23 protein-coding genes and 1 pseudogene are annotated in these 26,289 nt (G+C 72.2%); 10 read left to right on the top strand and 14 right to left on the bottom strand.

The features are described 5' to 3' along the window. Nucleotides 1-168: 168 nt before the first annotated feature. Together HGK68_RS10935 and HGK68_RS16360 are read left to right on the top strand one after the other, a co-directional pair. Nucleotides 169-648 (top strand): acyl-CoA thioesterase, encoded by a 480-nt coding sequence (locus tag HGK68_RS10935; RefSeq protein WP_169165990.1) that lies wholly within the window; start codon nt 169-171, stop codon nt 646-648. 13 nt (nt 649-661) lie between these two features. Further along, a pseudogene (locus HGK68_RS16360) lies at nt 662-742 on the top strand (hypothetical protein); the annotation flags it as partial. 300 nt (nt 743-1,042) lie between these two features. Here HGK68_RS16360 and HGK68_RS10925 read toward each other — a convergent pair. The 3 genes from HGK68_RS10925 to HGK68_RS10915 all read right to left on the bottom strand — a co-directional run bounded on the left by HGK68_RS10925 (nt 1,043) and on the right by HGK68_RS10915 (nt 5,289). Continuing rightward, nucleotides 1,043-2,650 (bottom strand): SDR family oxidoreductase, encoded by a 1,608-nt coding sequence (locus HGK68_RS10925; protein ID WP_169165988.1) that lies wholly within the window; start codon nt 2,648-2,650, stop codon nt 1,043-1,045. A gap of 232 nt (nt 2,651-2,882) precedes the next feature. Then, nucleotides 2,883-3,860 (bottom strand): DNA topoisomerase IB, encoded by a 978-nt coding sequence (locus HGK68_RS10920; protein ID WP_169165987.1) that lies wholly within the window; start codon nt 3,858-3,860, stop codon nt 2,883-2,885. 49 nt (nt 3,861-3,909) lie between these two features. Continuing rightward, the gene (locus HGK68_RS10915) at nt 3,910-5,289 is read right to left on the bottom strand and encodes an aminotransferase-like domain-containing protein (protein WP_169165986.1); all 1,380 of its coding nucleotides are present in this window, start codon (nt 5,287-5,289) and stop codon (nt 3,910-3,912) included. Nucleotides 5,290-5,405: 116 nt separating this feature from the next. On the opposite strand from HGK68_RS10915, the gene HGK68_RS10910 reads away from it, so the two are divergent. Both HGK68_RS10910 and HGK68_RS10905 read left to right on the top strand, forming a co-directional pair. Further along, a complete protein-coding gene (locus HGK68_RS10910) occupies nt 5,406-6,626 on the top strand; it encodes a Tm-1-like ATP-binding domain-containing protein (protein ID WP_169165985.1) in 1,221 nt (406 codons plus the stop codon). A gap of 27 nt (nt 6,627-6,653) precedes the next feature. Further along, nucleotides 6,654-7,481 carry a phosphoenolpyruvate hydrolase family protein gene (locus HGK68_RS10905; RefSeq protein WP_169165984.1) on the top strand — a complete coding sequence of 276 codons (828 nt, stop codon included), beginning with the start codon at nt 6,654-6,656 and terminating at the stop codon, nt 7,479-7,481. 94 nt (nt 7,482-7,575) lie between these two features. Here HGK68_RS10905 and HGK68_RS10900 read toward each other — a convergent pair whose 3' ends face one another. Both HGK68_RS10900 and HGK68_RS10895 read right to left on the bottom strand, forming a co-directional pair. Next, nucleotides 7,576-8,451: an acyl-CoA thioesterase gene (locus HGK68_RS10900; protein WP_169165983.1), complete on the bottom strand. Its 876-nt coding sequence runs from the start codon at nt 8,449-8,451 to the stop codon at nt 7,576-7,578. Nucleotides 8,452-8,456: 5 nt separating this feature from the next. Continuing rightward, nucleotides 8,457-8,855 (bottom strand): globin, encoded by a 399-nt coding sequence (locus HGK68_RS10895; RefSeq protein ID WP_169165982.1) that lies wholly within the window; start codon nt 8,853-8,855, stop codon nt 8,457-8,459. Nucleotides 8,856-8,952: 97 nt separating this feature from the next. Here HGK68_RS10895 and HGK68_RS10890 point away from each other — a divergent pair, with 97 nt between their 5' ends. Beyond that, a complete protein-coding gene (locus tag HGK68_RS10890) occupies nt 8,953-9,183 on the top strand; it encodes a PTS sugar transporter subunit IIB (protein WP_169165981.1) in 231 nt (76 codons plus the stop codon). A gap of 61 nt (nt 9,184-9,244) precedes the next feature. On the opposite strand, the gene HGK68_RS10885 is transcribed toward HGK68_RS10890, so the two are convergent. Beyond that, on the bottom strand, nt 9,245-10,255 hold the full coding sequence (locus HGK68_RS10885) for a mechanosensitive ion channel family protein (protein ID WP_246260294.1): 1,011 nt from the start codon (nt 10,253-10,255) through the stop codon (nt 9,245-9,247). Nucleotides 10,256-10,264: 9 nt separating this feature from the next. Further along, nucleotides 10,265-12,370 carry a prolyl oligopeptidase family serine peptidase gene (locus tag HGK68_RS10880; protein WP_169165980.1) on the bottom strand — a complete coding sequence of 702 codons (2,106 nt, stop codon included), beginning with the start codon at nt 12,368-12,370 and terminating at the stop codon, nt 10,265-10,267. Between the two features lie 41 nt (nt 12,371-12,411). On the opposite strand from HGK68_RS10880, the gene malQ reads away from it, so the two are divergent. Both malQ and HGK68_RS10870 read left to right on the top strand, forming a co-directional pair. After that, entirely contained in the window at nt 12,412-14,544 is a 2,133-nt protein-coding gene (gene malQ / locus HGK68_RS10875) for a 4-alpha-glucanotransferase (protein WP_246260293.1), read from the top strand. Further along, entirely contained in the window at nt 14,541-15,095 is a 555-nt protein-coding gene (locus tag HGK68_RS10870; RefSeq protein ID WP_169165979.1) for a P-loop NTPase family protein, read from the top strand. The genes malQ and HGK68_RS10870 overlap by 4 nt, the downstream gene beginning before the upstream one ends. Nucleotides 15,096-15,138: 43 nt before the next feature. On the opposite strand, the gene pepN is transcribed toward HGK68_RS10870, so the two are convergent. Then, complete coding sequence (gene pepN, locus HGK68_RS10865; protein ID WP_169165978.1) at nt 15,139-17,742, bottom strand: aminopeptidase N; 2,604 nt, start codon at nt 17,740-17,742, stop codon at nt 15,139-15,141. Between the two features lie 134 nt (nt 17,743-17,876). Between pepN and HGK68_RS10860 the strand changes: the two genes are divergently transcribed. Next, a complete protein-coding gene (locus HGK68_RS10860) occupies nt 17,877-18,491 on the top strand; it encodes a mycothiol-dependent nitroreductase Rv2466c family protein (RefSeq protein ID WP_169165977.1) in 615 nt (204 codons plus the stop codon). An 11-nt stretch (nt 18,492-18,502) separates the two neighbouring features. Next, nucleotides 18,503-19,051, top strand: coding sequence for a hypothetical protein (locus HGK68_RS10855; RefSeq protein ID WP_169165976.1), 549 nt, complete (start codon nt 18,503-18,505; stop codon nt 19,049-19,051). A gap of 175 nt (nt 19,052-19,226) precedes the next feature. Here the strand turns inward: HGK68_RS10855 and HGK68_RS10850 are convergent, their stop codons facing one another. The 5 genes from HGK68_RS10850 to HGK68_RS10830 all read right to left on the bottom strand — a co-directional run bounded on the left by HGK68_RS10850 (nt 19,227) and on the right by HGK68_RS10830 (nt 24,490). Beyond that, nucleotides 19,227-19,733 (bottom strand): outer membrane protein assembly factor BamD, encoded by a 507-nt coding sequence (locus HGK68_RS10850; protein WP_169165975.1) that lies wholly within the window; start codon nt 19,731-19,733, stop codon nt 19,227-19,229. Then, on the bottom strand, nt 19,730-21,517 hold the full coding sequence (locus tag HGK68_RS10845; protein ID WP_169165974.1) for an alpha/beta hydrolase: 1,788 nt from the start codon (nt 21,515-21,517) through the stop codon (nt 19,730-19,732). Before HGK68_RS10845 ends, HGK68_RS10850 begins: the two co-directional genes overlap by 4 nt. Further along, nucleotides 21,514-21,816, bottom strand: a complete 303-nt coding sequence (locus HGK68_RS10840) for a hypothetical protein (RefSeq protein WP_169165973.1) — start codon at nt 21,814-21,816, stop codon at nt 21,514-21,516. Before HGK68_RS10840 ends, HGK68_RS10845 begins: the two co-directional genes overlap by 4 nt. After that, nucleotides 21,809-22,318, bottom strand: a complete 510-nt coding sequence (locus tag HGK68_RS10835; protein WP_169165972.1) for a hypothetical protein — start codon at nt 22,316-22,318, stop codon at nt 21,809-21,811. The genes HGK68_RS10840 and HGK68_RS10835 overlap by 8 nt, the downstream gene beginning before the upstream one ends. 219 nt (nt 22,319-22,537) lie before the next feature. Then, on the bottom strand, nt 22,538-24,490 hold the full coding sequence (locus HGK68_RS10830) for a M13 family metallopeptidase (RefSeq protein ID WP_169165971.1): 1,953 nt from the start codon (nt 24,488-24,490) through the stop codon (nt 22,538-22,540). A gap of 58 nt (nt 24,491-24,548) precedes the next feature. Between HGK68_RS10830 and HGK68_RS10825 the strand changes: the two genes are divergently transcribed. After that, nucleotides 24,549-24,998, top strand: a complete 450-nt coding sequence (locus HGK68_RS10825) for a ribose-5-phosphate isomerase (protein ID WP_169165970.1) — start codon at nt 24,549-24,551, stop codon at nt 24,996-24,998. Nucleotides 24,999-25,027: 29 nt separating this feature from the next. Here HGK68_RS10825 and HGK68_RS10820 read toward each other — a convergent pair whose 3' ends face one another. After that, nucleotides 25,028-26,266 carry a GNAT family N-acetyltransferase gene (locus HGK68_RS10820; RefSeq protein ID WP_169165969.1) on the bottom strand — a complete coding sequence of 413 codons (1,239 nt, stop codon included), beginning with the start codon at nt 26,264-26,266 and terminating at the stop codon, nt 25,028-25,030. Nucleotides 26,267-26,289 lie beyond the last annotated feature (23 nt).

Raw genomic sequence — 26,289 nt, 5'->3', positions numbered from 1 at the left:
CGTCGTGTGCGCGGGCTGGGCGCGCTGGTCCTGCGGGCGCCCGTCCTGCCTGCGCGGGACGGGCGCGGTCGCGCGGGGGGCGATGATGGGACCGGGCAGGGGTCGTCGAGCATGGCGACCCAGGAGCGTCGGCGGCGCCCTGCCGGTGGCGAGAGGAAGAGGGAGACGATGGCCCGACTGCGGGTGCCGGTGCAGCTGCGCTGGTCGGATGTGGACGCCTACGCGCATGTGAACAACGTGGCGATGCTGACCATCCTGGAGGAGTCCCGGATCGAGGCGTTCTGGGCCAGCCCGCCCTCGGTGGACGACACCGAGCGCCGACCCTGGCCGACCGCCGTGCTGGACGCCGGGCCGGGTGCCGAGACGTCGACCCTGGTCGCCCGCCAGCAGATCGAGTACCTGGTGCCGCTGGCGTACCGGCGTTCGCCGGTGCTGGTCGAGATGTGGCTGGGCCACCTCGGCGGCGCGAGCATGGACGTCTGCTACGAGGTCAAGGACGAGGACGGCACGGTGTACGCACGGGCCGAGACCACCGTGGTGCTGGTGGACGCGGCGACCGGGCGGCCCCGCCGGCTCGGCGACACCGAGCGGGCCGCGTGGACGCCGTACGTCGAGGAGCCGGTGCGGTTCCGGCACCGCGGTCGCTGACCCACGGCGCCACGGGGTACCGGTGGACCTGGTGGTCCGTGGGATCTGCGCGATGCGACCCGGAGCACCCGGCCTGTCCGAGACCGTGCGGGTCCCGAGGTCGGCAGCACGCGCCACGTCGACCGTGGCGAAGTGACGACCTCGGGCGCGATCTCACGAATTCGGGCGCGACGTGGCTACCTGAGGCGCAAAGTGACGACTTCGGGCGTGACGTGACGACCTGGGGTGCGGGCGGGGCGCGACGCGACGAACTCGGGCGCCAACGGACGACTTCGCGGGCGCGACGTGACGACCTGGACCCGTCGGGCGAACCCGGGCGCGACCTCTCGAACTCGGGCGGCTCGCGACCACTGCGGGCAGGTGCGGCGCTGGGGCAGTCGGGGTCCCCGGCGGGTCAGCGGTCGCTGCGGGAGCGCTCGGCGACCTCGGCGGCGTGCGCGATGTTCCGCTGCATGCCACCGAAGACCACACCGTGGAACGGGTACACCGACCACCAGTAGAGCTGGCCGGCCAGTCCCCGCGGGTGGAAGATCGCCCGCTGCGCGTAGACGGTCGGCGGGGTGGTCCAGTCGCTCGACCCACCCTCTTCGGTGGGCTGTACTCGCAGCTCCAGCCACGCCAGGCCGGGCAGACGCATCTCCGCGCGCAGCCGGATCAGTTCCCCGGGCACGACCTCCTCGACCCGCCAGAAGTCGACGGCGTCGTCCACCAGCAGGCGGCTCGGGTCGCGGCGACCACGGCGCAGGCCGGGGCCGCCGACCAGGCGGTCCAGCAGGCCGCGCACCCGCCAGGCGAGCGACCAGGAGTACCAGCCGCGCTCGCCGCCGACCGCCTCCAGTACCCGCCACAGCGCGGCGGGGGAGGCGTCCACCCGGACGCTGCGCTCGTCGACGTAGAGCGAGCCACCGGCCCAGTCCGGGTCGGTGGGCAGCGGTTCGCTCGGCGCGCCGGGCACGCCGGCGGACGACCACCGGGTGGTGACCGCCGCCTCGTGGATCCGGGTCAGCGCGAGCTTCACGGCGCGGTCGAAGCCGATCAGTCCCTGCGGCGGGTCGGGGATGTACTCCGCGATGTCGTGCTCGTCGCAGACGACCTCGTGCACCAGGGACTCGACCAGGGGGCGGGCGATGCCGGAGGGTACCGGGGTGACGAGGCCGACCCAGAGGCTGGACAGCCCCGGGGTCAGTACCGGTACGGGGACGATGATCCGGCGACCCAGCCCGGCCACCGCCGCGTAGTGCTGCATCATGTCGCGGTAGGTGAGCACCTCGGGGCCACCGATGTCGAAGGCCCGGCTGACCTCTGGCGGCAGGGAGGCGGCTCCGACCAGGTAGCGCAGCACGTCCCGGACCGCGATGGGCTGGATCCGGTTCTCCACCCACTTCGGCACCGTCATCGCGGGCAGTCGTTCGGTGAGGTACCGCATCATCTCGAAGGAGGCCGACCCGGAGCCGAGGATCACCGCCGCACGCAGCACGGCGGTCGGCACTCCGCTGTCCAGCAGGATCTCGCCGACCTCGGTGCGGGACGCCAGGTGCGGTGACAGCTTCTCGCCCTCGGGTGCGAGGCCGCCCAGGTAGATCAGCCGACCGACCCCCGCCTCACGCGCCGCCTTGCCGAAGGTGCGGGCGGTGCCGCGGTCGCGCTCCTCGAACTCGCTGCCCGAGCCCATCGAGTGGATCAGGTAGTAGGCGACGTCGGCGCCGTCCAGGGCGGCGCGGATCTGGTCGGCGTCACTGGCGTCGGCCTTCACCGCTTCGACGTCGTGGAACCAGGGCCGTCCGCGCAGCCGTTCCGGGTGCCGGGCCAGGGCGCGCACCCGGTAACCCGCTGCCAGCAGCTCGGGGACCAGCCGACCACCGACGTAGCCGGTCACCCCGGTGACGGCGACCAGCGGCGCGTCCGGGCGCGGGTGCCCGTCGGGTCCGAGGCCGGGAACCAGCCCCGGCAGCGTGTCGGCGATCGGGTGGGGGAGCAGGTCATCGGGTGCGGGCTTCGCCATTCCCGCAGTCTGCGGTCGGATCGGACGACCCGCACCCGGGGCGTCACGCGGCCCGGCGCAGGCGGACAGGGGCCGGGCCACCGGGCGGAGGGGCGCCAGCCAGGCAACCATCAGCCAGCCAGGCAGGCGGACAGACCACCAGGCGAACAGGCAACCGGCCGGCGGGGCGGGCAGGTGGCCGCGAGCCTCAGGCCAGGCGGCCAGGCGGCCAGGCGGCCAGTTGGCGGGGGCTTCAGCCCAGCAGCTCCAGGGTCCGCTTCTCGGCCACCGCCTGGGAGCGGGTGGGGGCGATGGCGGTGCCGTGCGCCCACAGGTCGATCACCCGCGGGTCGATGTAGGAGGCGCGGCACACGGCCGGGGTGTTGCCGAGTTCGGTGGACACGTCCTTGACCATCTGCGCGACCACCGTGCGGCGTGCCCGTTCCGACGACGGTGCGGGTCCGGCGGCTGCCAGCGCCCGGGCGGCGAGCACCGTGGCATGCCAGGTGCGGAAGTCCTTCGGCGAGGCGTCGTCGCCCAGCCGGTGCTTCACATCCGCCCCGACCTCGGCGGAGACGATGTCGTGCCAGCCGTCGTCGTCGGACCAGGCCAGCAGCTCCGGACCGCCGCCGCGCCGCCGCAGCAGGGTGCCGATCAGCTCGGCGACCTGGGCGTCCTCGACCACGACGTCCCGGACCTGACCGGATTTGGCCGGGTAGCAGAAGTGCACCCGCTGCTCGTCCAGCACCTCGACGTGCTCGCGGCGCAGGGTGGCCAGGCCGTAGGAGCCGTTGCGCTGCGCGTAGCCCTCGCCCCCGGCGCGGAAGTAGGCGAGGTCGAGCAGCCGGAAGGCCAGAGCCAGCGCCTTCGCCCGGGGGAAACCGGGCAACGCCAGGTCGCGGCGGACCGAACGCCGGGCGGCGGGCAGGCGGCGGCCGACGTCGAGCACGTGATCGTGCTTGAGCCGGTCGCGGCGGGCGCGCCACTGCTGGTGGTAGAGGTACTGCCGGCGCCGGGCGTCGTCGAGTCCGGCGGCCTGGATGTGGCCGTTCGGCCACGGGCTGATCCACACGTCCTGCCACGCGGGCGGGATGGCCAGCGCGGTGATCCGGTCCAGGTGCTCGATGTCCGTGATCCGCACGCGGTCCAGGTCGAGATAGTGGAACGACTTCCCGGCGCGCTTGCGGGTCCAGCCGGGGGAGTCGATCCGTACGCGTCGCAGTCTGACCACGGGCGACACCCTGCATCGCGGTCGCCGCCGTCGCCACCGGAGCCGGGTCTCACCGCACCCGGCGCAGCGCCTCCGCCAGCATCCCGGGCTCGTGCCACAGCGGCAGCCGCAGCCGACTGCGGTGCCCCTCGTAGGCGGAGAACCCCGGTCCCGGGGCCAGCCGGACACCGGCTGCCTGGGCCCGGCTGGCCAGGCGCACGGTGTCCTGTCCGGTCTCTACCCACAGTCCGCTGCCGCCGTCCGGAGCCGACCAGCTCCAGTCCGGGGCCTCGGCGGCCAGCACCTCGACGGTCTGCCGGTACTGGGTGTCCAGCAGGTCCCGGCGCTCGGCTCGCAGCTCCGCCGTGCGGGGCAGCAGCAGGGACACGGCGAGCTGGTCGGCCACGGCCGAGCCGAGGTCCACCGCGCTGCGGGTGGCGGTCAGGCGTCGGATCATCGCCGGGTCGGCCCGGATCCAGCCGATCCGCAGTCCGCCCCAGAACAGCTTGGAGGTGGTGCCGACCGTGATCAGCCGCTCGGGGTGCACCCGGCCGTCCAGACCGCCGAGCCGGCCGGAGCGGGTGCGGGGCAGGTCGGCGCAGGACTGGTCGTCGAGCACCAGGGTGTCGCCCCGGTCGACCAGTCGGCCGATCTCGCTGCGACGGGCCCGGCCGGTGTGCACGCCGGTGGGATTGTGCAGCGAGGTCTGCACGTAGAGCAGCCGGGGCCGCTGGGCCAGGGCGCGGCCGAGCAGGTCGGTGTCGATGCCGTGCGCACCGGTGGGCACCGCCCGGATCCGGGCACCGGCCGCGCCGAACACCCCGAGCGCGCCGCGATAGGTCGGGTCCTCGGTGACGACGGTGTCCCCGGCACCGATCAGGGTCTGGCCCACCAGCCAGACGGCCTGCTGCGATCCGGCGGTGACCATCAGCTGGTCCGGGGCGGTGGGCACGCCGTCGGCGGTGAGACGACGGGCCAGCGCCGCGCGCAGTTCGGGCAGTCCGGCCGGGAAGTAGCCGTCCCGGTGCGCGTGGCCGTCGGCGAGCAGCTCGGCGACCCGGGCGAAGACCTCGGCGACCCCGGGGGCGGCGGGCAGGGCGCCACTGGACAGGTCGATCGGCTCGGGGGAAGCGGTGAAGGAGCTCAGGCGGCCGGTGTCGCGGGTCCGTCGCCGCAGTGCCGGTCGTTGCACGTAGGTGCCGGAGCCCTGCTGGGCGGTGACCAGGCCCTCGGCCGCCAGCTCCCGGTACACCCGGTCCACGGTGCCCCGGGCGATGCCGAGGGCCGCGGCGAGGGCGCGTTGGGCGGGCAGGCGGGCTCCGGCCGGCAGGGCACCGTCCTGGACCAGGTCGGCCAGGCCAGCGCGCAGCGGGGCCGCCTGCGCGGCGCCGGGGCCCTGCCAGTGGCCGAGCAGACGGGCCAGCTCGGCCGGATCGATCAGCTCCGTCATGCGGCGACGGTAGCGCCGACCTGCGCGGTTGGGCCAATGTCCGGCCAATGGTCCACTCCGGACCCCAGCTTCCGGTCGAGACTGGGCGCAGACGAGCGGACGAGGAGGTCCCAGAGATGACGACGGTGGCCCTGATCGGGACGTTGGACACCAAGGGTGCGGAGTACCGCTGGCTGGCCGAGCGCCTGGCCGAGCTGGACGTGCGGGCGGTGACCATCGATGTCGGACCGCTGTCCGACGCGGCGGCCGACGTGACAGCGGCGCAGGTGGCCGAGGCGGCCGGCAGCTCGGTGGCGAGCCTGCGGGCGTCCGGCGACCGGGGCGCGGCGCTGATCACGATGGGCGAGGGGGCGGCGACCGTGCTGGCCGACCTCTACCGTCGCGGCGCGGTGGACGCGGTCCTGGCCGTGGGCGGTTCCGGCGGATCCTCCGTGGCGGCCCGTGCGATGCAGGCGCTGCCGGTGGGGGCGCCCAAGCTGCTGGTGTCGACGATGGCATCGGGCGATGTGGCGCCCTACGTCGGCGAGTCCGACGTCACGCTGATGTACTCGGTGGTGGACATCGCCGGGATCAACTCGCTGTCCGAGCAGGTGCTCGGCAATGCGGTGGCAGCAGTCGCCGGGATGGCCCGGGCGGCGCAGGCCCGCCGCTCGGCACCCGAGGGCCGGCACCGCCCGATGGTTGCGTTGACCATGTTCGGGCTGACCACGCCCGCCTGCGACGAGGCCCGGGAGGAACTGACCGCGTTGGGGTACGAGCCGGTGGTCTTCCACGCCACCGGCAGCGGTGGCCGGGCGATGGAGCGACTGGCCGCCGACGGCTTCCTGGCCGGGGTGCTGGACCTGACCACCACCGAGCTGGCCGACGACCTGGTGGGCGGGGTGCTCAGCGCCGGACCGGATCGGCTGACCGCCGCCGGGGCCGCCGGGGTGCCGCAGGTGGTCAGCGTCGGTGCGCTGGACATGGTGAACTTCGGCCCCGAGGCCAGCGTGCCGGAGCGGTTCGACGGTCGCCGGTTCCTGGTGCACAACGCCACCGTCACGCTGATGCGCACCACCGCCGAGGAGATGGCTGAGCTCGGGCGGCGACTCACCACGAAGCTGCGTGCCGGACACGGTCCGCGCGCCCTGGTGCTGCCGCTGCGCGGGGTGAGCGGCATCGACACCGCGGGCGGCCCCTTCGAGGACGCCGAGGCCGACGCCGCCCTGTTCGACGCGATCCGGCACGGCATGGCCGACTCCGAGCTCCCGCTGATCGAGGCCGACCAGCACATCAACGACCCCGGCTTCGGCCGCGCGGCGGCCCGGCTGCTGCACGACCTGATCGCCACGCACTGATCCGCACCACCTGAGGAGGACCCGACCATGGACCGCACCCGCGCACTGGAACGTCTGCGCTCGACCGTGGCCGCCGGCCGACCGATCATCGGCGGCGGAGCGGGCACCGGCATCTCGGCCAAGTCGGCGGAGGCCGGCGGCATCGACCTGCTGATCATCTACAACTCCGGGCGGTACCGGATGGCCGGTCGCGGCTCGCTCGCGGGACTGCTCGCCTACGGTGACGCGAACGCCATCGTGATGGAGATGGCCGACGAGGTGCTGCCGGTGGTCAAGGACACCCCGGTACTCGCCGGGGTCAACGGCACCGACCCGTTCCGGGTGATGGGCAGGTTCCTGGACGACCTGCAGCGGGCCGGGTTCACCGGGGTGCAGAACTTCCCGACCGTCGGTCTGATCGACGGCACCTTCCGGCAGAACCTGGAGGAGACCGGGATGGGCTTCGACCTGGAGGTCGAGATGATCGCCGCTGCCCACGAGCGCGACCTGCTGACCAGCCCCTACGTCTTCGACGTGGAGCAGGCGGTCGCGATGGCCGAAGCCGGTGCGGACATCCTGGTGCCGCACATGGGCCTGACCACCAAGGGTTCGATCGGTGCCGGCACCGCGCTGACCCTGGACGCCTGCGTGGAGCGGATTCAGCAGATGCGGGACGCCGCGGTGCGGGTCAACCCGGACATCCTGGTGCTCTGCCACGGGGGGCCGATCGCCGAGCCCGCCGACGCCCAGTACGTGCTCAGCCGCACCACCGGCGTGGTGGGCTTCTTCGGCGCCTCGTCGATCGAGCGGCTGCCCACCGAGGTGGCGATCCGCCAGCAGACCGAGGCGTTCAAGGCGGTCGGTTTCGGCGACTGATCCCGCCCCCGAGCTCCTGGCGACCCCTGTGCGCCGGGACGGCGCGGGCCGGCCCCCCTCGTGGCGGCCGGCCCGTCGTCGTGTCCGGCTCCGTTCAGTTCCCGGCGGGGACCCGGACCATGCCCTCCTGGGCGATCGAGGCGACCAGGGTGCCGGACCGGTCGAACACCCGGGTCGCGCCGAGGCCACGGCCGCCCTGCGCGCTCGGGCTGCGCTGGTCGAAGAGCAACCAGTCGTCCACCCGCACGTCCCGGTGCCACCACATCGCGTGGTCCAGGCTGGACACCGACAGGCCGGGGGTCAGCCAGGACAGCCCGGCGCGGCGCAGGATCGGCTCCAGCATGATCTGGTCGCAAGCATGGGCCAGCAGTGCCCGGTGCAGCAGTTGGTCGTCGGGGAGCGCCGCCCGGGTGCGCATCCACACCTGCTGGCCCTCGGCGTGCGTCGGGTCGGCACCGAGGTAGATCGCCCCGCCGACGTGCCGGACGTCGAAGGCGCTCTCATGCGTCCAGAACCGGGCGACCGGGTGATCCATGTCGCCCATCACGTCCATCGCCGAGGGCACCTCCTCCGGTGCGGGGACCTCCGGCATCGGCTCGGTCAGCTCCACCCCGTCCTGCCGTTCCTGGAAGGAAGCGATCATCGACAGGATGGCCGCGCCGTCCTGCGCGGCATGGGTCCGGCGGGCGGAGAACGACCGGCCGTCCCGCAGCCGCTCCACCGACAGGTCGATCGGGGTGCGCACGTCGCCGGGCCGCAGGAAGTAGCCGTGCAGCGAGTGCGGCAGACGGCCCTCCGGCACCGTGCGGCCGGCCGCGATCAGCGCCTGGGAGATCACCTGACCGCCGAACACCCGGCCGGAGGGCTGAGGCAGGCTGGTCGCGGTGAAGCTGTCGTCGCCGGTGGCGCTCAGGTCGAGCACGGCGAGCAGGTTCTGGATCGGGTCGGGGGAGGTCGTCGCGTCGGTCACGCGTCTCAGGATGGCATGGTCGCGGTGTTGACCAGCGAATGCGCGGCGCGTTCCAGGTAGTCCCAGAGCATCGCCTCGTGCAGCGGCGCGAGCTCCAGCGCGTCGACCGCGGTGCGCATGTGGCGCAGCCAACGGTCCCGGGCGTCGGTGTCGACCGGGAAGGGCGCGTGGCGCATCCGGAGCCGGGGGTGGCCACGCTGCTCGGAGTACGTGGTGGGGCCGCCCCAGTACTGCTCCAGGAACATGGTCAGCCGCACCTTGGCCGGTCCCAGGTCCTGCTCCGGGTACATCGGTGCCAGCACCGGGTCCTCGGCGACGCCCTGGTAGAAGACGTCGACCAGGCGGACGAAGGTGTCGTGGCCGCCGACGGCCGCGTAGAACGAGGTGGGGTCCTCGGGGGTCATGGTGTCGAGTGTCGCACCCGTGGGAGGGGTCGAACGTCCCACCCCGGGCTTAGGCTGAGCACAGACGAGAGCAACGACACGTTCCGGAGGTTCCGAGTTGAGCAAGGCAGAGCAGATCCTGGCGGCGCTGGGTGGCAACGGCAACGTGGTCGACCTGGAGCCGTGCATCACCCGCCTGCGGGTGGAGGTCACTGACCCGCAGCAGGTGGACGAGGCGGCCCTGAAGCAGACCGGCGCCTTCGGCGTCGTGCGCTCGGGCCGGATCGTGCAGGTCATCGTCGGCCCGGAGGCCGACAACCTGGCCGCCGAGCTCGACGGACTGCGCTGACCCCGAGCTGACGGCACCCCGGCTCGAGGGCGGCTGGCCCCGCGGCTCGAGGGCTCGCCGCTCAGGACTGATCGGCGTCGTCCTCACGCGCCTTCAGGGTCTCCTGGTAGGCGGTGAGGGCATCCCGCTGACCGGCCAGCGGGATGCCGGCGTCGGCCAGCTGCCGGCGCACCGCCTCGCGCAGCGCCCGCGACACCTTCCACTGCTGGGCGGGGACCGTGCGCTGCACCAGGCGCATGGTGACCGCGTCCGCCGCCAGGTCCTCGGCGGCGTTGACGGTGGCGTTGCCCTCCATCACGGCCTTGAGCTCGTCGTTCGTGGCGACCTCGGCCGCCGCCCTGCCGAGCAAGTCCTGCACCTGGTCCAGGTCGACGAAGTAGTCCACCTTCACCTCGACCACGGCGTTGGCCCAGCCCTGGGTCTTGTTGCCCACTCGGAGCACCGAGCCGTTCGGCACGTACCAGAGCACCCCGTCGGCGTCCCGGATCTTGGTGACCCGCAGGCCGACCGACTCCACGGTCCCGCTGGCCGGGCCGACGTCGACCACATCGCCGACCCCGTACTGGTCCTCCAGCAACATGAACAGGCCGGTGAGGAAGTCCTTGACCAGGCTCTGCGCGCCGAAGCCGAGGGCCACACCGACGATTCCGGCCGAGGCGATGAACGGGGCCAGGTTGACCCCGATCTGGTCCAGGGCGAGGAACACCACGATGGTGCCGATCACGATCGCCGCGGTGGACCGCAGCACCGAGCCGATGGTGCGCGCCCGCTGGGTGCGCCGGGCGGCGGCGACCGGATTCGCCTTGCGTAGGGCACCGGCGACCTCGGTGCCGAGCGGCCGCACGATGCCGCGCTGCAGGAAGGAGTCCCCGCTGGCGATGTGCTCGGTGACCGACTTGATCAGCCGCTGCACCACCAGCAGCACCAGCATGCCGACCACCACGATGATGGCGATCTTCAGGCCGGGGCCGGTCAGCCAGTCCCAGGTGTGCCCCACCGCCTCACCGGCGTCCATCGGGGTCGGGGACTGGCTGGGGGTCGGCGCGGGGGATTCGGTCGAGAACGGCAGCACCGGCCCAGGTTAACCAGCCAGACCTGTGTGCGCCGCGACGAACTGGAGCTGCTCGACGGTCAGCGCCACGGTGCGCGACAGTGCCCGGCCGCCGTGCCCCACCCCCCGCTCGCGGCGCACCAGGATCGGCGCGTCACCAGCGGTCTTCGCCTGCAGTTCGGCGGCCAGCTTCCGGGCGTGCAACGGGTCGACCCGGGTGTCGCCGTCGAAGATCGTGAACAGGGTGGCCGGGTAGGCGGTGCCCTGGGTGACCCGGTGGTAGGGGGAGTAGCCGAGCAGCCAGTCCAGCTGCTCCGGGTCGTCGGCGTCGCCGTACTCGTCGGTCCAGGTCACCCCGAGGCCGAACTTCTGGTAGCGGACCATGTCCAGCAGCGGGGCGGAGCAGATCACCGCGGCGAAGGTCTCCGGATGCCGGGTCAGCGCGGCGCCGACCAGCAGGCCGCCGTTCGATCCGCCCCAGCAGGCGAGCTGCCGCGTGCTGGTCCAGCCGTCGGCGATCAGCAGCTCGGCCACCGCCTGGTGGTCCTCGAAGACGTGCTGCTTCTGCTCCCGGCGGCCCGCCCGGTGCCACGCCTCGCCCTCCTCGCCGCCGCCGCGCAGGTTCGCGACCACGTAGACGCCACCGGCCTCCACCCAGGTCAGGGTGGTCGCCGAGTACGCAGGGTCCAGACTGATCTGGAAGCCGCCGTAGCCGTAGAGGATCGTCGGGGCCGGGGCGAGCGGCCGACCGTCGGCGTCCAGGGCATCGGCCCGGGCCACCACGAAGGCGCGCACCGGCGTGCCGTCGGCGCTGGTCGCGATCACCCGCTGCACCCGCACGTCCGGCAGGTCGGCGACCCGGCCGGGCGGCGTGGCCCAGACCGACAGCTCGCCGGTGCGGGTGTCGTAGCGCTGGACGGTGCTGACGGTGGTGTGGTCGGTGTAGCTGAACCAGACCTCGTGCCCACCCTCCGGCCGGGTGACCAGGCCACCGATCGACCCCAGGCCGGGCAGGTCGATCTCCCCGGTGCGCCGACCCGCCAGGTCGTGCACGGACAGTTCGCTCACCGCGTGCCGCCGCCGGGAGACCAGCAGCGCGTCGTCGGTCAGCGCCACGTCCTCCAGCACCGCCTCCGGGTCCTCGGCCACCAGGGTGGTCCAGTGCGCCACCTCGGGGTGCTCCGGGTCGGCGACCATCAGACGGCCCCGGTCGGCGTCCAGCGTGGTGTGCACGTACATCCGCCCGTCGCGGGCGACCCAGGCGGCGATCTCCGCGTCGTAGCCCACCGCGACCTCCCGGAACCGGGGTGCGTCCCCCGGGGCGGTGGCGTGCAGGTCGGCGATCCAGACGTCCACCCGCGGCGCGGTGCCGGGGGAGGCGGAGACGATCAGCCAGCGACCGTCCAGCGACACCGAGACGCCGTAGTAGTTGGTCAGGTCCAGGCCGTCGCCGAAGACCTCCAGGTCGGTGGCCGGGTCGGTGCCGACCACGTGGCGCCACACTCGGCGGTGGTACTGCTTCTCGCCCTCCGGCAGCAGCTCGGGTGCCAGGCGACGGACGTAGAAGAACGCCCGGCCGCCGGGCTCCCAGGCCACCGGGGAGTACCGCGCGCGATCGATCGGCCCGTCCACCGGCTCGCCGGTCGCCACGTCGAGCACGTGCAGCACGCTCTCCTCGGTGCCGCCGTGCGAGACCTGGTAGGCGAGCAGGTCGCCCTCCTTGCTCGGCTGCCAGGCGTCCAGCGTGGTCGTCCCGGCGGGGTCCAGGGCGATCGGGTCCACCAGCACCCGACCCTCGGTGTCCTCGGGTGCGTCGGCGACCACGATCACCGCGTGCTCCTGGTCGCCGGTCCGCCGACCGAAGAACCGGCGCTCACCACGCCAGGCCGGGGTGCCGACGAATCCGGCACCCATCAGCCCGCTCAGTCGGGCCGTCAGTCGGTCGGTGGCGAGCTGGCCGTCCGCCAGGGTCGCGGCGAGCTGAGCGCGGTGCTCGGCGTACAGCGCGTCCTGGGCCGACGACCACTGCTCGGTCTCCGCCGCGGCCGCGTCCTCCAGCCAGCGGTAGGGGTCGGCCACCTGCCGTCCGTGCAGATCGTCGACCAGATCGAGGCGGCGCGCCGGGGGGTAGTCCATTCGACCAGCCTAGGCAACCCTCGCCGTGCAAGGATTGTGATGTGGAGCACCCGGCTGACCTGGCTGACCCGTCCGACCTGACCCCTCTGCACGCACTGGCGCGTGCACACGGCGTCGACACCGCCTTCGACACCTTCGGCGGGGGGCGGGCGGAGGCATCGCCGGACACCCTGGTCGCCGTGCTGGCGGCCCTCGGGGTGGATGCGCGCACCCCGGAGCGGATCGCGACCGCGCTGCAGGAGGTCGAGGACGAGCCGTGGCGCCGGGTGCTGCCCCCGGTGGTGGTGCACCGCGGGGGATCGGCCGGCGATCTGCCCGTGCACGTCGACGACGGTGACCCGGTGACGGTGCGGGTCGAGCTGGAGACCGGCGGGACGATCGATCTGGCCCAGTCCGACCACTGGGTCGAGCCGCGCACCGTCGACGGACGTCGGGTCGGTCGCGCCACCTTCCTGCTGCCCGACGACCTGCCGTTGGGCTGGCACACCCTGCGCAGCACCGGGCCGAGCGCCGACGCCGCCACCCCGCTCGCGGTGGTGCCGGACCGACTCGAACTGCCCGAGCAGGTGGCGGCACACCCGCGCTGGGGTCTGATGGTGCAGCTGTACTCGGTGCGTTCCCGGGAGTCCTGGGGGCTGGGCGATCTGCGCGACCTGGCCGACCTGGCCTGGCTGACCGGGACCGAGGGCGCCGACTTCCTGCTGATCAACCCGCTGCACGCCGCCGAGCCGGTGCCGCCCCTCACCCCCTCGCCGTACCTGCCGACCAGCCGCCGGTTCGTCAACCCGTTGTTCCTGCGGGTGGAGGACGTGCACGAGGTCGGGTATCTGTCGGCCGCCGACCGGGCGCTGGTGGAGTGGGCGGCGGAGCCGGCGCTCGCGCTGAACGGCGACGACGGGCCGATCGACCGGGACACCGTGTGGGCGGCCAAGCGGCAGGCACTGGAGGTGCTGTTCGCGGTGCCGCGTACCCCGGCCCGGGAGACCGCCTTCGCGGAGTTCCGGCGGCGCGAGGGGCAGGGGCTGGAGGACTTCGCGCTCTGGTGCGCCCTGGTGGAGCGGGACGGGCCGGGCCCGTGGTCCGAGGACCTGCGCGGACCCCAGGCGCCGGGTGCCCGTCGTGCCCGCACCGAGCTGGCCGAGCGGATCGCGTTCTACTGCTGGTTGCAATGGCTGGCCGACCAGCAGCTCGACACGGCCCAGCGGGCCGCCACCGAGGCCGGGATGGCGATCGGCGTCATGCACGACCTGGCGGTGGGCGTGCACCCCGGCGGTGCCGACGCCTGGGCGCTCGGGGGCGTGCTGGCCGGGGCGGCATCGGTGGGTGCGCCGCCGGACATGTACAACCAGCAGGGCCAGGACTGGTCGCAGCCGCCGTGGCATCCCGCCGAACTCGCCCGGGTCGGCTACCGGCCGTACCGCGAGCTGCTGCGCACCGTGTTCCGGCACGCGGGTGCGGTCAGGATCGACCACATCATGGGGCTGTTCCGGCTGTGGTGGATCCCGCGTGGTCAGGCGCCGGGCACCGGCACCTACGTGCGCTACGACGTCGAGGCGATGGTCGGCATCCTGCTGTTGGAGGCGCACCGCGCCGGGGCGGTGGTGATCGGTGAGGACCTCGGGGTGGTCGAACCCGGGGTGCGGGAGCTGCTGGCCGACCGCGGGGTGCTGGGCACGTCCGTGCTCTGGTTCGAGAAGGACGCCGAGGGACGCCCGCTGCGTCCCGACACGTACCGTCGGCTGGCGCTGAGCACCGTCACCACCCACGACCTGCCGCCGACCGCCGGGTATCTCGCCGAGGAACACGTCGCGCTGCGCGAGCGACTGGGTCTGCTCGCCGAGCCGGTGCCGGTGGTGCGCGCCCAGGCCCGGGCCGAACGCGAGGCGGTGCTCGCCGCCCTGCGGGAGCAGGGGCTGATCGGCGCGGATCCCTCCGAGCGTGAGGTGGTGGAGGCGCTGCACCGCTACGTGCGCCGCACCCCCTCGGTGCTGGTCGGGGTGTCGCTGGCCGACGCCGTGGGGGAGCGCCGCGCGCAGAACCAGCCGGGCACGGACACCGAGTACCCGAACTGGAAGGTGCCGCTGGCCGACGGGGCCGGGCGGCTGGTGCCGTTGGAGGAGATCGTCGGGCACCCGCGGTTCCGCTCGCTGCTGGCGGCATTGCGCACCCGATGAGCACGCAGTGGCCACCCCGCCGGATCCGGGTGGTGGGCACCTCCGGTTCCGGCAAGACCATCTACGCCCGTGCGCTCGCCGATGCCCTGGGGCTACCGCACCGGGAGCTGGACGAGGTGTTCTGGGGGCCGGGGTGGACCAGGCGCGACCCGGAGACCACGCGCGCCGAGCTGCAGGAACTGGACGCCGGCCCCGGGTGGGTGGTGGATGGGAACTGGCAGAGCGCCCGGGGCGAGCTGCTGGAGAACGCCGACCTGCTGGTGTGGCTGGACTACCCCCGCGCGCTGGTGATGTCCCGGGTGGTGCGGCGGACCCTGCGCCGCGTGCTCACCCGGGAGGAGCTGTGGCACGGTAACCGGGAGCGACCCGGGTTCCTGCTGCGCACCGACCCGGAGCAGAACATCATCCTGTGGGCCTGGCACTCCCATGCCGACAACCGCGAGCACTATCAGGAGCGTGCGGCTCGCGGCTCGGTGCCGGTGGTGCGGCTGCGCAGTCCCCGGGCCGCCCGACGGTGGCTGGCCCGGCTGGAACGGACCACGGGCCGGTGACCCCGCTGGATCACCGGCCCGTGGCGTCGTTCAGATCGACCGATCAGGCGTGGTGGTACTGCGCGTCCGCCTGCTGCGCGGCCAGGGCGCGGGCCACCCCGTCCCGGCTCTCCGCCACCAGACGGCGCAGCGCGGGCGCCGCCTCCGGGTGACCGTCGAGCCAGGCGTCCGCCGCACCGAGCACATCCACGGACGGGTCGTCGGCCAGCTCGGTCGGGAACAGACCGACCACGATGTTCTGGGCCATCTCGTTGGTGCGGTCGGCCCACACCGACTCCAGCGCCTCGAAGTAGGGGGTGACGTAGGGCGTGAGCAGCGCCCGGTCGTGCACCCGGCCGAAGCCGGCGATGGTGGCGGCCTGCAGAGCGTTCGGCAGGGTGTCGGCCTCGACCACAGCGGCCCAGGCGGCTGCCTTGGCCTCGGAGGTCGGGATCGCCGCTCGGGCGTTCGCCGCCGCGCGCTGACCGGTGGCGGTGGGGTCGGCCGCCACCTGGGCGTCGATCTCCGCCGCACCGGCCCGGCCACCGGCGACCAGGCTGACCAGCAGCTCCCAGCGCAGGTCGGTGTCGATGCTCAGCCCGTCCAGCTTGGTGTCACCGGCCAGCAGCGCCGCCACGGTGTCCAGCTGCTCCGGCGTGCCGGCCCGGCCCGCGAAGGCCTTGACCAGCTGTAGCTGGCTGTCCGACCCGGCGGGTGCGTCGGCCGCCAGCGCCCAGAGCGCGTCCGCCGCCGCCTTCTCGGTGGCGGGGCGGTGGTCCGCGGCCACGTACAGGTCCAGCGCGGTGGCGAGCTGACGCAGCAGCACCAGGACGACGGTGGAGTCGGTCTCGTGAGCGATGTTGCCGAGCACCAGGTCCACGTAGTCGCGGGCCGGGGTCTCGGCGTCGCGGGTGGCGTCCCAGACCGCCGCCCACACCAGCGTGCGGGGCAGCGACTCGGTGAACGAGTCCAGGTGGGCCAGGGCGGTGGCGAGCGACCGCTCGTCCAGCCGGATCTTGGCGTAGGCCAGGTCGTCGTCGTTCAGCAGCAGCAGGTCCGGGCGGCGCTGACCCACCAGGGCCGGGACCTCGGTGCGTGCGCCGTCCACGTCCAGCTCGGTGCGGCTGGTGCGGACCAGCTTGCCGTCGACCAGGTCGTAGCCGCCGATCACGATCCGGTGCGGCCGCTGCACCGGGTGCGCGGCCGGGACCTCCTGGGTGATCGCCAGGGCGGTGATGGTGCCATCCGCGCCCGACTCGATCTGCGGGCGGAGCAGCGTGACGCCGGACTTCTCCAGCCACAGGCCCGACCAGGCCGACAGGTCGCGGCCGCTGGTGGCCTCCAGCTCGGTCAGCAGGTCACGCAGCTCGGTGTTGGCGAACTGGTGCTTGGCGAAGTAGGTCCGCACCCCGGCGAAGAACTGCTCCTGGCCCACCCAGGCGACCAGCTGCTTGAGCACGCTGGCGCCCTTGGCGTAGGTGATGCCGTCGAAGTTGACCTCGACGTCCTCCAGGTCGCGGATGTCCGCGGCGATCGGGTGCGTGCTGGGCAGTTGGTCCTGCTTGTACGCCCAGGACTTCTCCAGCGAGGAGAACGTGGTCCAGGCGCTGGTCCACTCGGTCGCCTCGGCGGTCGCCAGGTGCGAGGCATACTCGGCGAAGGACTCGTTCAGCCACAGGTCGTCCCACCAGCGCATGGTGACCAGGTCGCCGAACCACATGTGCGCCAGCTCGTGCAGGATCGTCACCGCGCGGCGCTCGACGGTCGCCTCGGGCACCTTGGACCGGAAGACGTAGTTCTCCAGGAAGGTGACGGCCCCGGCGTTCTCCATCGCCCCGGCGTTGAACTCCGGGACGAACAGCTGGTCGTACTTCGCGAACGGGTACGGGAAGCCGAACAGCTCCTCGTAGAACGCGAACCCGGCGCGGGTGATGTCCAGGATGTTCTCGGTGTCCAGGTGCGCGGCCAGCGACCCGCGGCAGAACACCCCCAGCGGGATCTCCCGGCCGTCGGCCGAGATCAGCTCGCCGTGCTCGTGGTGGTACGGCCCGGCCACGATCGCGGTGATGTAGGAGGAGATCCGCGGCGTCGGCTCGAAGTGCCAGGTCGCGGTGCCCTCGTCGGCACCGCCGTTGCGGTTCACGCCGCCCTCGACGGTCACCGGGTCACCGGTCTCCGGGGAGTTCGACACCACCACCCAGTGCGCGGGCGCGGTCACGGTGAAGGTGAACACCGCCTTGAGGTCGGGCTGCTCGAAGACCGCGAACACCCGGCGCGAGTCGGCCACCTCGAACTGGCTGTAGAGGTACACCTCGTCGTCCACCGGGTCGACGAACCGGTGCAGGCCCTCGCCGGTGTTCATGTAGGCGCACTCGGCCTCGACCACGACCTCGTTCGACGCGGCCAGGCCGTCCAGGCGGATCCGGGAATCGGCGACCACGTCCGCGACGTCCAGCTCCACGCCGTTCAGCACCACGCGGCGCACCACGGGGGCGATCAGGTCCAGGAACGTCGACGCACCCGGCTCCGGGCTGGTGAAACGGACCACGGTGGTCGACGCGAAGGTCTCCGGGCCGGTGGTCAGGTCGAGCGTGACGTCATAGGACTCGACGTCGACCACGGCGGCGCGGGCGCGGGCCTCGTCGCGGGTCAGGTTCTCAGCGGGCACGCTGTCCTCCTGTCGGTGATGCGATGCAGCGGGCATCCTCCCACGACGTGACAGCGCCCGGGGCTCGGAGTGCATGATGGTCCGCGGCCCACTCAGCCGAATGGGTCTCGTCCGCACGCTCCCGGAGGCGCCACGTGACCTCGACCCCGACCGCACCCGTCGTCGACTTCTGGTTCGATCCCGCCTGCCCGTGGGCGTGGATGACATCGCGCTGGATCGACGAGGTGCAGGCCGTCCGCGGCTTCGAGGTCCGTTGGCACGTCATGTCGCTGTCCGTGCTCAACGAGAGCCGCGACCTGCCCGAGCAGTACCGCGCGCTGATGGACGACTCCTGGGCGGCGGTCCGGGTGATCGTCGCCGCGCAGGAGCTGTACGGCGCCGACCCCAAGCCGCTCTACGACGCCCTGGGCACCCGGCGGCACCCGGGTGGCCGCGACGACACCCTCGCGATCATCGCCGAGTCGCTGGCCGAGGCGGGTCTGCCCGACTCGCTGCTGGCCTACACCAATTCCGAGGAGTACGACCCCCAGCTGCGTGCCTCCACCGCCGAGGCGCTCGCGCTGGTCGGCGACGAGGTCGGCACCCCGGTGGTCGCGATCAACGGGGTCGGCTTCTTCGGCCCGGTCATCACCCCCGCACCGAAGGGCGAGCAGGCACTGGCGCTGTTCGACGGCCTCGCGCTGGTCACCCAGGTGCCCGGCTTCTACGAGCTGAAGCGGACCCGCACCCAGGGTCCCGTCTTCGACTGAGGGGCGGAACGATGGCCGGTGCGCTGGCGGGGCTGTCCCGCGGACTCAAGATCTTCCTGGTGGTCGACCTGGTGCTCGTCGTGGTGCTCGGGGTGACCGCGATCCTGGTGCTCGGCGGGAACTCCTCCACCGACGACCAGGCCGACACACCGCAGACCCCCACGACCAGCAGCAGCGCGCCTGCCGACACCGCCACCACGGCGGCCACGTCGGAAGGTGAGCGCCGGTTCGCCTCACCGACCGGGAACATCGCCTGCGACCTGACCGGCGAGGGGGTGACCTGCACCATCGCCAACACCTCGGTCGAGGCACCCGCCATCGACGGCTGCACCGGCGCGGGCACCGGCCACGTCATCACCCTGAACGCCGACGGGGTGGACACGCCCTGCACCGACCAGGTGCCCGGCGCCGCCGGGGCGGACGTGGACGTGCTGCAGTACGGGTCCAGCGAGACGGTGGGGGACTACACCTGCACCTCCGGGTCGAACGGGATGACCTGTGTGGACGGCGGCGGGGTGGGGTTCCGGATCGCGACGGCGGAGCGGGTGGTGCTGCCCTGAGCCTGCGGGTGTCAGTCCACCGCGGGGAGCGGTGGGTAGTCGGGCAGCTCGGTGTCGGCAGAGGCATCGACCAGCGTCGACGGACCTTGTTCCAAGCGTCGGCATCGAAGGCGGCGGCCGGAGTCAGAGAGGGCGGTACCCCCGGCGGCGGCGCGGTCTCAGGCGTCGACGGTGTTCACGTCGACGTCGGACTGGGCATGTTGAGGTCGAGGGGTTCGCGGCCGACTAGGGGTTGCGGGGTGTGGGGGCGCATCTTCCGCCAAGGTGATCGGAGCATGACGGTGTTGGTGGAAGCGTCCGTCACCGAAATGGAGAGGCGAAAGCCGTCCTTTTCGCCGATCAGTGCGGGGTTGCCGTCCTTCGGGTATTGCACGATGGGGTATCCAAGGTCTTCGAACAGGTTGATGAGTGTTTGCGAGTCCGGCGGCGATGCTACGTCGAACTGGGCTTTGACGGCGTATTGGCGGCGGTCGATATTTTTCGTACCGCCGTATGACCATTCCCCCCAGCTATCGACCATCTCGCCTCCTAGCTGGGAGACGATGGGCGGGAAGATCTCTTGCGCCTCGGCTCGCGCCTGATCGCGTTCGGAGGCTATTTTGGCGTATGTTGTGGTTCCAGAGCATGATGCGAGAGCAAGGGTGAGTGCGATGAGGATGGCTGCCGCCGGGGTTTTCCTCATTGGTGATCCCCTGACTCGCGAGTGTCGGAGTAGTCTCCCGGTTCGCGGACTGCTTCGGGGTCGACCGGGAATGCGTACCACCGGTCGAAGCTGGGTTGTGCCGACTCGACGTCGGAGTAGGTGGCGGCGATGATCGCGCCGATGTTGTGGAGTGATTCGCTGTCCGTTTCGAAGTACTTGACGTGGTCGTCGAAGCTGGGTGTGGCCCCGCGGTCGATCGCTTCAGCTTGGAATCGGTTGGCGCCGAAGTCCTCGTCGGCGGGGTTGTGGCCGAGGCCGAGTCCGGCGAGGGTGCTCATGCCGATGGCTCCCTCGGTGCCGAGGTGGGTGACGGGGTCGCGGCTGTTGCGTCCGACCCAGACGTGGGAGCTGGGTAGTCCGAGTTGGGTGGCGTGGGTGGTGCCGCCGCCTGCGCCGGGGCTGCCGACTAGGACGAGGTCGTCGATGTCGAGTCCGGCGTCGGCTGCGCCGTGTGCGACGGTGGTGGACCCGTAGGAGTGTCCGATCACGGTGATGTGGGCCGGGGTGCCTTGGTCGGTGGAGCGCAACGCGTCGATGAATCGGGATAGGGCCGCACCACCTGCCGCGGCACGGCTCTCGGCGACGACGGTGTTCATGTCGGAGTCGGAGGGTGCGTCGTAGCCGATCCACATCATCGAGGACACGGTGGCACCGGGGTCGGAGAGCCGGGCGGAGGCATACACGCTGTAGGCGTTGTCGGTGTAGCGCAGTGCCGAGTCGGCCCGTGAGTGCAGGCCAGGGACCAACACCGAGACGTTGTCTGCGACATCCGGGTTGCCGAAGGCGATACCTGCGGTGCCGTCTCCGTCGAAGGCGGTGGCGTCGTACACGTACAGCAGGGGTTCCATCGTGGACCCGGAACCGGGGTCGGTCTGGGTCGCGCCCCAGGCGAGGGCGTCGCGGACTGCCCGGGCGTTGGCCAGCGCCTGGGTCTCGATGCCGTCGAGGTCACCGTCCTGTTCCTGCCATTCAAGTGCGGCGAGGTTGGCCGCGAGGTGGAGGCGGTTGGCGCGGTCGCGGGCGGCGATCGGGATGCCGTCGGCGTTCCCGATCAGGGCGGGGTGAGTGGCGGTGAGGGCGTCCTGCTGCGCGGGGGTCAGCGCGTTCCACCACGCGGTGATATCGGCGATGGTCCCGCCGCGGGTGGGTGAACCGGTCTGGTTCAGGGCGTCGAGGGCGATGTCGGTGCTGGTGCGCCCCGGTGCGCGGTGTGCGGCGGCGATGGCGGGGGTGATCGAACCCAGGGCGGTCACGAGTGCGGAGTCGGCGTCGGCCAGAGAGGTGGTCAGGGCGCGCACGTCGTCGTCGAGGTTCTCGCATTGGGTGGCCAGGTACCTCGCCCGTCGACGCAGCTCGTCCAGGTCGTCGTCGGTGGCGTGCTGACCGGCAGCGTCGATGTCGGCCAGGAGTTCGGTGCGGGCACCGTTGAAGAAGTCGCGGTCGCTGGTCGCGTTGGTGCGCCGGGTGCGCAGCCGAGCGATGTCGTCGGCATGCCAGGCCAGGGCCTGGGCTCCAGCGCGCAAGCCGTCCGCGTACTCACGGGCGTTGACCCCGGTCGATGTGGCGCGGGTGAGGTAGGCGTCGGCGGCCTCGCCTTTCCAGGACTCGGTGATGGTGTCGCCGGTGATGAACGATTCGAGCTGGTCGAGGTTGAGGGCACAGGCCATCAGGTCCTCGACCATGGTGTCGATCAGGATCGGGTCGGCCTCGATCGGCGGGATCGGCGGGTATTGGTCGGGGACCAGAGTGCGCAGGCTGCTCATGCCTCGCCGCCCAACCAACCCTGGAACGATCGCAGGGCGTTGTCGTCCCAGGCTCGGTAGGCGGTCATCCCTGCGTCGAGGTGGTCACGCATCGACCCGACCCCGGTGGCCACGACCAGGACGTTGTTGCGCCAGTCAGCGACCCAGCTCTCGACTTGGGCGCGCACGCTCGGGTCCAGGCCGGTGGTGGCCAGCTGTCCCAGACGTGAGGCGCAGGTCTCCAGCTGAGCTTGCTGGTCCGCCCACTGGGCAGCGCTCGCTTCGACGACGGTGGTATCGATCTGGAAGGTGTCAGCCACGGGCGTCCACCGCCCCGGTCAGCAACCCCCGCGCGGTGTCCTCATCGACCTCGACCGCAAGGCCCCACACGGTGACCGTGACGGAACCGTCCAGCCACACCACCCGCACAGCGCGACCGTCCCGCTCGGCGTGCAGCTGGTGGACGGAGTCGTTGCGCGTCTGTCGGCCCGACCACTCCGAGCCGTTGAGCAGCTCAGATGCCCGGTTCGCGGTCAGGCGGGCGGGCATGGGTACCCGGTCGGTGACGACCGGCAGCACCAGGTCGGCAGCGCCACCGGTGTTCCAGGTCCGGCGTCGTTCCTCCGGACTCGCGCCGGACAACCAATCGGCGATCGCCTCGACCTCGGCCAGCTCACGAGCCACGGTGCGCAGACCCGCATCCGGGTCCAACGCCACCGGACCGGGATCGGGCAGGACAACGATGTCCACATCCGGATGCGCCTCATGCACGGCGCGCAGCACCGGGGCATCAGCCAGGGGGTCGGGCGGTCTCGGACTCACCCTCAGGACGCTAGGCGTATGGGCGCGGCAATGGTGCTGGTCAGGGACGGTTTGAGTAGTCGGACGGGCAGGTTAGGTGGTCTCAGGCACCGCGTGAGTGGTGACCCAGCGGCCGCAGAGTGCAGACCGGTCGTGACGACGAGGGCGGTGGTGGTCGCTGAGTACCCGGATGAAACACGACGTGGGCCGTCCGCAGTGGGACGGCCCACGCCGTCGTCCTCACCAGATGGTCACGCGCTCCTCCGGCGCCAGGTACAGCCCGTCACCCGGCTGGACGTCGAAGGCGGTGTAGAACTCGTCGATGTTCCGCACCACCGCGTTGCAGCGGATCTCGTCCGGGGAGTGCGGGTCGGTGGACAGGCGGCGGATGACCTCCTCGTCCCGGCCCTTGGCCCGCCAGACCTGCGCCCAGCCGAGGAACACCCGCTGCACACCGGTCAGGCCGTCCAGCTCGGGGGCGTCGTCCAGCGATCCACCCAGTGCGATCCGGTAGGCCTTGAGCGCGATCGACAGCCCGCCCAGGTCGCCGATGTTCTCCCCGATGGTCAGCGCGCCGTTCACGTGGTGGGAGCCGTCGAGCTGCCGGGGGGAGAACTGGTCGTACTGCTCGATCAGGGCGGTGGTCCGGCGGGAGAACTCGGCGCGGTCGGAGTCGGTCCACCAGTCGTGCAGCCGGCCCTCGCCGTCGTACTTGGAGCCCTGGTCGTCGAAGCCGTGGCCGATCTCGTGGCCGATGACCGCGCCGATCCCGCCGTAGTTGACGGCGTCGTCCGCGTCGGCGTCGAAGAACGGCGGCTGCAGGATCGCGGCCGGGAAGACGATCTCGTTCATCCCGGGGTTGTAGTAGGCGTTCACGGTCTGCGGCGTCATGAACCACTCGTCGCGGTCGATCGGCTTGCCGATCTTGCCCAGCTCGTGGTCCTGCTCGAAGGCGGCGGCCCGGCGCACGTTGCCGAGCAGGTCACCGCGGTCGATGGTCAGCCCGGAGTAGTCGCGCCACGTCGCCGGGTAGCCGATCTTCGGGGTGAAGGCGTCCAGCTTGGCCAGCGCGCGGGTCCGGGTCTCCTCGCTCATCCACTCCAGGCCGGAGATCGACTCGCGGTAGGCCTCGACCAGGTTCGCGACCAGCTGCTCCATCCGCTGCTTGTGGGTCGGCGGGAAATGCCGGTCGACGTAGACCTTGCCGATCTCCTCGCCGAGTACGCCCTGCACCAGGGACACGCCGCGCTTCCACCGGTCCCGCAGCTGCTGGGCGCCGGTCAGGGTGCGGCCGTAGAAGTCGAAGTTGGCCTCGACCAGCTCCGACGACAGGTACGGCGCCCGGTCGCTGATCGTGTGGTACGCCAGCCAGGACTGCCAGGCCGCGACCGGCTCGACGGTCCACCGGGCCGCGAGCTCGGCCAGGTAGGACGGCTGGCGGACGATCAGCTGGTCGAAGGAGCCCTCGGGGGCGTGCAGCGCCCGGATCCAGCGCGGCCAGTCGAAGCCCGCCGCGGCGTCGGAGAGCTCGGCCAGCGTGGTCGGGTTGTGGGTCAGGTCGGCGTCGCGGTCCTTGACCACGTCCCAGTGCCCGGCGGCGAGGCCGGTCTCCAGGGCGAGCACAGCACCCGCCTGCGCGTCGGCGTCGTCCTGGTCGGTGGCCCAGCCGCCGAGCAGCAGCATCCGGGCGATGTGCGGGCGGTAGGCGGCCAGCACCGCGGCGTGCTGCTCCTCGCGGTAGTACGACTCGTCGGGCAGGCCCAGACCGGACTGGGTCAGGTGCACCACGTAGCGGGTGGGGTCGTCGGCGTCGGTGTCCACCCAGAACCCGGTGGCGGCGACGGCACCGGCGCGCTGCAACGTCCCGAGCACGTCGACCAGGTCGTCGTGGTCGGTGGCCGAGCGGATCAGGTCCAGCTCACCGGCCAGCGGGGCGACGCCGGCCGCCTCGATGGTGTCGGTGTCCATGAACGAGGCGTACAGGTCGGCGATCTTGCCGGTCTGGGACTCGGTGATGATGTCCCGGACCTGCTCCTCGGCCTGGTCGTAGAGCTTCCGGAACGACCCGTCCATCGCCCGGTCGGCCGGGATCTCGTGCGCGTCGGCCCACCGCCCGTTGACGTGGCGGTACAGGTCGTCCTGCGGGCGGGAGTCGGGATCCAGTGCTGTCAGCTCGATGCCGGAATGCGTCATGGGCTCAGACTACGGTCGACCGTCGCGACGACGCCGCTGGTGGTGCAGGATGTTCACCATGCGCATCCACGTCGCCGCTGACCATGCTGGATTCGAGCTCAAGGCCGCGCTCCTGGAGCATCTGCGTGCCGCCGGGCACGAGGTGACCGACCACGGGTCGACCGAGTACGACGCGCAGGACGACTATCCGCCGGTGTGCTTCGCCGCCGGTGAGGCAGTGGTCGCCGATCCGGGCAGCCTGGGTGTGGTGATCGGGGGCTCCGGCAACGGCGAGCAGATCGCCGCGAACAAGGTCCCCGGCGTGCGGGCGGCCCTGGCCTGGAACACCGACACCGCGCAGCTCGCCCGGCAGCACAACAACGCGAACGTGGTGGCGATCGGTGCCCGGCAGCACTCGGTGGACCAGGCGATCGAGCTGGTGGACGCCTTCGTGAACGAGCCGTTCAGCGAGGACCCGCGCCACCAGCGCCGGATCGACATGCTGACCGCGTACGAGGCCGGGCACTGACGCCCGGCCTCGTCGCGCGCTGACCCGGGTCAGAACCCCCAGGGGGTGTGCGGGGCTGCGTGCCAGCCGAAGGCGGTGTCCGCCACCGGCAGCACCGCAGGGTCCGCTGCCTCGACCAGACCGGCACGGGCCATCGCGGCGACCGACCGGCCGCCGAGCAGCAGCGCACCCAGTTCCCGGATGTCGAGCGAGAGCTGCGGGGCGTCCTCGGTGCGGGTCACGGTGGCGGTCCCGTCGGTCACGGTGAGCCGCCAGCTGCCCTGGTTCGCCGACAGCAGCGAGTCCCGGACGCCGAGCACCAGGTCCAGGTCGGTGGCGTACCGCCGACCCTGCAACGCGGCCGGCAGGTCGAGCACCCGCACCCAGAGGTTGTCGATCAGCAGCGGCTTGGCCCGGCGCTGGTCGACCAGCAGCTGGGTCAGCACATCGTCGACGGCGACCGCGGTGGTGACGGTGGCGACCAGATCCAGGTCCAGCAGGAAGCTCCACAGCCGGTGGGTGGCCGCCGGGTCGAGCGCACCGTGCGAGCGGACGTTCGCGGTGTGCGCCGGGTTGTCGGCCTCGTCCCACTTCTCCTTGCGGGCGACCAGGGCGTAGCCGACCAGCTCCTCCCCGCGGCGCACGGTGACCACCCGCAGCGGCTCGGCGCCCTCGCGCCAGCCGGGGGGATCGGTGAGCAGATTGCGGCGCAGGCCCTCGGTGGAGCGGTTCACCCACCCCGGGCGATCCCGCTGGATCGTCTCCTGCAGCGCCAGCAGATCGGTCAGATGCCGGTCGCGGTCGGCGGTCTCGAATCGCACGGTCAGCTCGTCCGAGCCGGGGATGTCGCGCAGCTTCGCGCCGCGCGGCAGGGTCAGGCGCAGCACGTCGGAGGCCGAGCCGTAGCCGAAGCGACCGTAGATCGCCGGCTCGGCGGCGAACAGTGCCGACACCGACTCGCCCCGCGCGATCGAGCGGGTCAGGTGGTCCTGGATCATCGCGCGCAGCAGGCCGCGGCGCCGGTGGTCCGGTCGCACCGCGACCCAGCTGAGCCCGGCGCAGGGCTGCGTCCCGCCCGGGACGCTGAGCTGGAACGGGTAGGAGCCGTGCACCGCCACCAGCTGGCCGTCCCGCTCCACCGCGCGGGTGCGGTCGAACGGGATGCCGAAGGTGAGGTGCTGGAGGATGTCCTCGTCCAGGTGCTCGGCGAAGCCGAACTCGTCCACCTCCCGGAATTCGGGCAGCCGGGACTCCGGGACGCTGATCAGTCGGTACTCGTCGGGAAGCATGCGGACATCATCACCACAGAACG

The organism is Cellulomonas taurus, assembly GCF_012931845.1.
Taxonomy (GTDB): Bacteria; Actinomycetota; Actinomycetes; order Actinomycetales; family Cellulomonadaceae; genus Cellulomonas; species Cellulomonas taurus.
Note: the sequence above shows the minus strand (reverse complement) of the source record. Positions and strands in the feature narration are given on the sequence as shown.